Origin of the sequence: Actinoallomurus acaciae, assembly GCF_042429965.1 — a bacterium.
Classification (GTDB): Bacteria; Actinomycetota; Actinomycetes; order Streptosporangiales; family Streptosporangiaceae; genus Actinoallomurus; species Actinoallomurus acaciae.
The window spans coordinates 23,546-30,210 of record NZ_JBHLZP010000037.1; the positions used below are offsets into that span (position 1 = coordinate 23,546).

Annotated in this window: 7 protein-coding genes; all 7 read right to left on the reverse strand. The window is 69.0% G+C overall.

What is annotated here, in order from left to right:
* Window positions 1-20: 20 nt before the first annotated feature.
* Entirely contained in the window at window positions 21-1,142 is a 1,122-nt protein-coding gene (locus ACFFNX_RS07720) for a hypothetical protein (RefSeq protein WP_378197427.1), read from the reverse strand.
* Window positions 1,139-1,651 (reverse strand): SigE family RNA polymerase sigma factor, encoded by a 513-nt coding sequence (locus tag ACFFNX_RS07725; RefSeq protein ID WP_378197430.1) that lies wholly within the window; start codon window positions 1,649-1,651, stop codon window positions 1,139-1,141. Before ACFFNX_RS07725 ends, ACFFNX_RS07720 begins: the two co-directional genes overlap by 4 nt.
* Window positions 1,652-1,731: 80 nt before the next feature.
* The gene (locus ACFFNX_RS07730; protein WP_378197433.1) at window positions 1,732-2,403 is read right to left on the reverse strand and encodes a response regulator transcription factor; all 672 of its coding nucleotides are present in this window, start codon (window positions 2,401-2,403) and stop codon (window positions 1,732-1,734) included.
* Window positions 2,400-3,641, reverse strand: coding sequence for a sensor histidine kinase (locus ACFFNX_RS07735; RefSeq protein ID WP_446678505.1), 1,242 nt, complete (start codon window positions 3,639-3,641; stop codon window positions 2,400-2,402). The genes ACFFNX_RS07730 and ACFFNX_RS07735 overlap by 4 nt, the downstream gene beginning before the upstream one ends.
* A gap of 296 nt (window positions 3,642-3,937) precedes the next feature.
* Window positions 3,938-4,528 (reverse strand): septal ring lytic transglycosylase RlpA family protein, encoded by a 591-nt coding sequence (locus ACFFNX_RS07740; RefSeq protein ID WP_378197439.1) that lies wholly within the window; start codon window positions 4,526-4,528, stop codon window positions 3,938-3,940.
* Between the two features lie 325 nt (window positions 4,529-4,853).
* On the reverse strand, window positions 4,854-5,960 hold the full coding sequence (locus ACFFNX_RS07745) for a ferritin-like domain-containing protein (RefSeq protein WP_378197442.1): 1,107 nt from the start codon (window positions 5,958-5,960) through the stop codon (window positions 4,854-4,856).
* 151 nt (window positions 5,961-6,111) lie between these two features.
* Window positions 6,112-6,665: ArsR/SmtB family transcription factor (locus ACFFNX_RS07750; protein ID WP_378197445.1), on the reverse strand; the 554-nt coding region annotated here is incomplete at its 5' end.

Below are 6,665 nucleotides of genomic sequence, written 5' to 3' on the forward strand. Positions count from 1 at the left end.
CTTCGCTCGTACGGCGTGGTCTAGCGGTGGGTGAACACCGGATCCCACGAGCCCACGGTGGCCAGCGTCTTGTAGCCGGTGAGCGGGACACTCGTCTTGCCGTCGATGCTCATCAGGACGTACCGATAGCTCAGGGTGCGCGGCCCGCCGCACCTGGCCAGGTCACACGTCACGGCGATGACATGGGTGTCGTCGGTCCAGGCGACCAGCTGCATGACCGGAGGCCTGCTCACCGTCCGGCCGTTCGTGTCCACGATGCTGAGGCCGGGGGACGCACCCCCGTGTACGGCGATCAGACGGCCGTTCGGGGAGATCTCGGCCTCCTCGAGCGAGTCCGCCTCGTGCGCGGGCGCCGGTCGCCGTACTCCGTTCAGGTCGTAGAAGAGCTTGGTGGGCGGGTCGAAGTTCATGGTCGGGGCCCAGATCAGCGAGCCGTCTCTGCTCCAGCCGAGGTCCTGTCGCCCGTTGCCGTTCCCGGGGTCGAACAGGAGGCTGTGGAAGTGCGCCTGCCCGGAGCGGGGATCGACCACGATGAACCCGGTCCGCGCCCCGGTGCCCTTGCGGTAGTTCGCGTCCGGGTCGGTGGCGTACGTCGTGACGAGCAGCCGCCGCCCGTCCGGAGACCAGGCCAGGCCGCCGGCCGCCGCCTTGAGCCCGATCCAGCGGATGGTCTGCCGGTCCATGTCGATGATGCCGACACGCGCGGACGGCAGCGGCCCGTCGAGAACGGCCGCCTGCCGCATGCCGGGCGCCACCGCGAGCCAGGCCCAGGGCAGCTTCTGGTAACCGCCCGACCTGGGGTTGTAGAGGTACCAGGTGGAGACGACCTTCTTCCCGCTGACCCGGAGTGTCCGGTAGGCGGAAAGGGCGACCCGCCCGGCGGCGACGAGACGCTTCGGCGGCGCGTCGGTGGTGTCGATGTGCAGCGAGGTGTCGACCGGCCGCCCGGGCGCCAAATCCCGCCGGATGCCGACCATCACGCCCGTCGCGACAACGAGCACGGCCACCGCCACGACCAGCACGGCCTTGGCGTGCCGGCGTCCCGTACGGCGCCCCAGCGCTCGGTCGGCGAGTCCCGGAGGCACCCGCGCCTCGGTGGACCACTCGTCGAGGACCTTCCGTACGCGAGTCTCGGTGTTCACCGGCGGACCTCCTTCAAGGTCTCTTCCAGTTCGGGGGCCAGGACGCGCAGGCGTGCGAGCGATCGGTGGGTGGTGCTGCGGACGGTGCCGACGCTGCAGTCGAGCAGCCGAGCGACCTCCGCCTCGGGTAGATCCTCGAAGAACCGGAGCACGAGCACGGCGCGCTGCCGCGACGTCAGCCGCGCCAGCGCCGCCCGTACGGTCATCTTCAGGTCCACTGCGGACGTGCCGTCCTCGCGCACCTCGTCGGGCGGCACGGCGACACGGGTCTCGTGCCGGTGCCACTTGAGCCGCCACCAGCTCACCTGCTGGCGGTAGATCACCTGCCGGACATAGCTCTCGGGGCTGTCGACGGACCGCCAGCGCGTCGCCACCTTGGCGAGCGCCGTCTGCAGCAGATCCTCGGCGGCGTGCTGGTCACCGCCGGTGAGCAGGAAGGCCATGCGCATCAGCGCAGGCGACCGCGCCTCCACGAACTCACGAAAGTCACGTTCGACCGCCGCGTCCATTGACACCTCCGGGTCTGTCCCTTCATCAGACGCGCGAAGGCGGTCGCGGCTATGTCACTCTTTTCGAGAGACGGGTGCGCTCAACGCTCCTGCGGGCGCGGTCGTACGAGGCCCTTGTCGTAGGCGAAGATCACGAGCTGGACGCGGTCGCGGGCCTGGAGCTTGGTCATGATCCGGTGCACGTACGTCTTGGCGGTCGCCGGGCTGAGGTGGAGCGCGCCCGCGATCTCCTCGTTGGTGAGGCCGGCGGCGATCTGCTTGAGCACCTCGAGTTCGCGTTCGCTGAGGATGTCCAGCTCCGGCGTCGGCTCGGCGGGCGCGGGCTGCGCGGCGAACTCCCTGATCACACGGCCCGTCAGGCCCCGGCCCAGCAGTCCCTCACCGGAGGCGACCACCCGGATCGCGTCCAGCAGCTCATCGGGCGGGGTGTCCTTGAGCAGGAAGCCCGCGGCGCCCGCCCGCAGCGCGCCGAAGATGTAGTCGTCGTGCTCGAACGTGGTGAGGATCAGCACGTGCGCGCCGTGCAGCGCCGAGTCGTCGGTGATGCGACGGGTCGCCTCGATGCCGTCCATCCCGGGCATCCGGATGTCCATGAGGATCACGTCCGGCGACGTCGCCCGTGCCCCCTCGACGGCGGTCTTGCCGTCGGCGGCCTCGCAGACCACGTGCATGTCCTCGGTCGAGTCGATGAGGAGCTTGAAACCGGCGCGTACGGTCGTCTGATCGTCGGCCAGCAGGACACGGATCGTCATGGACGGGACTCCTTCAGAGGCAGGCGGGCGTGCACGCGGAAGCCGCCGCCCGGCAGTGCCGTGGTGTTGAGACGCCCGCCGGTCGCGGCGACGCGCTCGCGCATGCCCTGAATACCCAGGCCGTACGAGGCCTGATCGCTCATCTCGACCGGCCGGCCGTCATTGGTGACCGCGACGTCCAGGCTGTCCGGGGTGAAGGTGAGCGTCACCGCGACCTTGAGGACGTCGCGGGCGTGACGCCTGATGTTGGTGAGGCTCTCCTGAACGATGCGGTACACGGTGAACCCGACGATCGCCGGGACCTCGATCGGCCGCCCCGACTCGTGCAGGGTCACCGGCAGGCCGGCCGTCCGGCTCTGCTGGACCAGGTCGGGCAGGTCGTCCAGGCCGAGCCCGGGGCGCTTCAACGGCTCGGCGGTGCCGCGCAACAGGCTCAGCGTCCTGCGGATCTCTCCCAGGGCGGAGTTGCTGACGCTGTTGATCGTCTCCAGCGCCTCGCGGCCCGCCTTGGGATCCTCCTCGACGAACCGGGCGCTGACCGAGGACGTCACACTGATCGACATCAGCGCGTGCCCCACGATGTCGTGCAGCTCACGGGCGATGCGCAGGCGCTCCTCGGTGACCCGACGGCGGGCCTCGTCCTCGCGCTCGCGCTCGGCCCGTTCGGCGCGCTCCTCCGCGCCCAGGACGTACGTGCGCTGAATCCGGACCCACGCCCCGGCGAGCACCACGAGCGGGACGGTCGCGAGGGTGCCGAGGTTCTCGAAGTTGTAGGAGGGGATCCGCTCGATGGCCGCGGCGACGATGAAGCCGACGATCGGGGTGGCGACCGCCATCATCAGCGCCCACGCGCGGCCAGAGTAACGGCCGACCGCGTAGAGAGCGACGAGGTCGGCCGGAGTCGCGGGATAGCTGCGTCGCAGGAGTACGCCGATGAAACCCGAGAGGATGAGACAGACGACAACGGTGGGAATGGGGAAACGCTTTCGCGCGAGCAGTACCCCCGCGGCCAGCGCGGAAAGAGTGAGTGCCGGCACGGTATGACCACGCCCGTGCAGATAGGGTAGATACACGGCGAAGACCCCGGCCGACAACAGTAGGTCGGCAGGGGTGACCAGCCGTTTGGGCCTCAAGGTCGCCCCTTCGCAGCCACATTGTGTTCCTTGGTCGGGGCCTGTCCCGCCAAACCTCAACCCATCACCCAGTGAACCCCACGAAGCCGCAAACCCGCAGGTCAACCGTGGTTGTACGGCGAAGTGTCACCCTGGGGTGGACGGCTTCACCCCGGTGGGCTACGTAACGTAGTGGCTGCAGGACCACAGACCAACAAAAAGGCCTGGCGCGTCGCGATGAATTGGGGGATTCAACGGGGGACGCGACGCGAAGGCCGTTCCCAGGGGCCTTGGATCTGTACCCGTCCAGGCCGCAGGAAGGCGAGCGTTCGCGGGTCGGGACTTCTTTGGGGGAAGGAGTCGACCGCCCGCGAACGCTCGCATTCCGTTTTCTAGGTCATTTCTTGGTGTGGTCTCGGCGCTCAGACCTTCGCGAGGACCTCGTACTTGACCGGGATGACCCCCGAGGCGAGACCCCCCACCGCCTGCATCGCCCCGGTGGACAGGTCCAGACAGCGCCCGGCGACGAACGGGCCCCGGTCGTTGATCCGCACGACCACCGAACGGTCGTTGTTGCGGTTGGTCACCCGGACCTTCGAACCGATCGGCAGTGACCGGTGTGCCGCGGTGAGGCCGTCCGGGTCGAGTGCCTCCCCGCTGGCGGTCCGTCCGCCGCTCGTGCCGTAGTAGGACGCCTCACAGGCCCCGTGCGCGAGGATCTTGGTGGTGTGCCGTTTCTTCTTGGCGACCGGCGCCGGTGTCGGCGTGTCGCTGGGCTCCGGTGTCGGCGTGGCGATCGGCGTGCGATCTTGATCGCGGCTGGCCCGGTCGAGCGGCCGCGGCGGATCGGCGGCGGCGGCGCGGGCCTTCATCTGCGCCGATGAGGAGTCGACTCCGGCGACCGCGACAGTGATCGCGGCGAGTGCGACCGCGGTGAGCCCGGCGGCGGCGATGAGAGCGGTACGGAGTCTCTTCGGTGTCTCAGTCTGACGATGTCGGCCGGATCTACCCACAAAGGGGTCCTTTGGTCGGGGACAGGACATCGGGCCCAACGGCAGAACCGTCGGTGCCCGATCGGCACGAGCCGTCCAGGCCCCGCGCACGAGTCCCCGACCTTAGGGGGCCACGACGCATGGTCACGCCCAAGGCGCTGGTTTTTGTGCCCTATCTCACGGCGTATTGGCACGGAGCCAGTGATCGTATTACTTACCGCATCCAGAATGCGGCGAAGTGTCCGATGGGTCATACGCCGAACATCGGGGCGCCCCGGAGCCGTAGGGCAGCTTGTCTTCCTTGCCGCCTTTGCGGCGAGTGTCGGCCGGTCGCCGGCCGGTGGAGTCAGTCCTCGGCGCCCTCGGCGATGGCGTCGTGGACCTCCTCGCGGCGTACGGCCAGTTCCTGTTCGTGCTTGGCCCGGTCGACCTCTTCGGCGATGTCCTCGTCCTGCTTCATGAGCTGGACCAGGTCGGCCTTGGCGTGGTCGAGTACGCCCATGTCGGCGTAGGCCTTCTGCACCTTCTCGCCCCACAGTCCGATGTCACGGACGCACGGGACGATGCGGGTGAAGAGCAGCGACTGGTAGAGCTGGTACACCGGGCCGTTGTCGACGAGGTCCATGCACTCCTTGACCGGCATGTCGAGCGTCTCGAAGATCTCTTTGCCCTTGAACCGGTCGCGCATCAGGTAGCAGCCCTCGACGACGAACTCCTCGCGTTCGGCGCGTTCCTTCGAGGTCAGCTGCGCGTAATAGTCCTTCAGCGCCAGCCGCCCGAACGCCACGTGTCGTGCCTCGTCCTGCATGACGTACGCGAGAAGCTGCTTGACGAGCGGGTTCGTGGACATGTCGCGGTAGACGCCGAAGGCGGCGAGGGCCAGGCCCTCGATGAGCACCTGCATGCCGAGGTAGGGCAGGTCCCAGCGGCCGTCGGACAGCGACTCCTCCAGGAGCTTGGCCAGGTCCTGGTTGATCGGGTAGTACATCCCGATCTTGTCCTGGATGAACTTGTTGTACAGCTCGACGTGGCGCGCCTCGTCCATGACCTGGGTCGCGGCGTAGAACTTGGAGTCCATGTCGGGCACCGACTCCACAATGCGCGCGGCGACCGTCAGCGCCCCCTGCTCGCCGTGCAGGAACTGGCTGAACAGCCAGGTGCCCTGGTGGCGGCCGAACTCGTCGCGCGCCTCCTGCGGCATCCGGTTCCACAGGTCCGAGCCGGCCAGCGGGTTGAGCTCATCGGGGAAGCCGGCGACGTTGTTCGGGTCGACGGAGACGTCCCAGTCGATGCGCTTCTGGGCGTCCCACTGCTTGTCCTTGCCCTTCTGGTAGAGCGACAGCAGCCGGTCGCGGCCGTCGTCGTACTCCCAGTTGAACCGCGCCGCTCCCGTGACGGGCACGTGCCAGGTGGTCTCCGGGATCGGGGTCGTGTAGCGATCGCGCATGCTCATGAGTCCTCCTTCGCCGGAGGGCGTGACCGCTGGGGCGTGCCTTTGATTCGCTCGCTCATGGGGGGAACCTCCCGCGACAGCCGGGCTTTACATATCTTCGTAACACGTAAAGCCGGGCCTCGCCAGACTCGTCGAGCAGTGTTACTCGTCGTTACTCGTCGAACAGTTCGGTCAGCCGTTCCGCGCGCGGAGTGAGCGACACCCGGACCTCCCGGCCGTGCCGTTCCCGTCGCACGAGGCCGGCGACGGCGAGGCGTTCGCAGTGGTAGGTGACCGCGCTGGGGGTGAGCCGGGTCAGCGTGGCCAGTTCGCCCATCGTGACCGGCCGGGACACCGCGTTCAGCACCTGCGCGCGGACCGGGCCGAGCAGGAGTTCGAGGGCGTTGCCGCCGTCCTGCGCGGGCTGGCTCCGGAACAGCCGCCCCGCGCCGGGCACCGGGTAGCCCAGCCACACCGCGTCCGGCCGGTCGAGGCTGCAGATCAGCGCGTCGCCGCCGGAGACCATCGGCACCAGCACCAACGGGCGTCCGGCCAGGTCGAACCGGGCGGGCTCGGGATCGCGGATCTTCAGCACGCCGTCCTCGAACCGGCTGCTCGGATGGATGCCGCCGAGGATCGCGTCGAGCCGGCCGCGCATCGCCGCCACGCCCACGCGCGCGACCTCGCGGTCCAGCAGCGGGCGCGCGTCCCGCCACGCCGGCCGCA

Excerpts from the sequence above, each read along its gene's own strand:
- ACFFNX_RS07725 (WP_378197430.1), bottom strand. The coding sequence starts at position 1,651 with ATGGACGCGGCGGTCGAACGTGACTTTCGTGAGTTCGTGGAGGCGCGG.
- ACFFNX_RS07730 (WP_378197433.1), bottom strand. The coding sequence starts at position 2,403 with ATGACGATCCGTGTCCTGCTGGCCGACGATCAGACGACCGTACGCGCC.
- ACFFNX_RS07745 (WP_378197442.1), bottom strand. The coding sequence starts at position 5,960 with ATGAGCATGCGCGATCGCTACACGACCCCGATCCCGGAGACCACCTGG.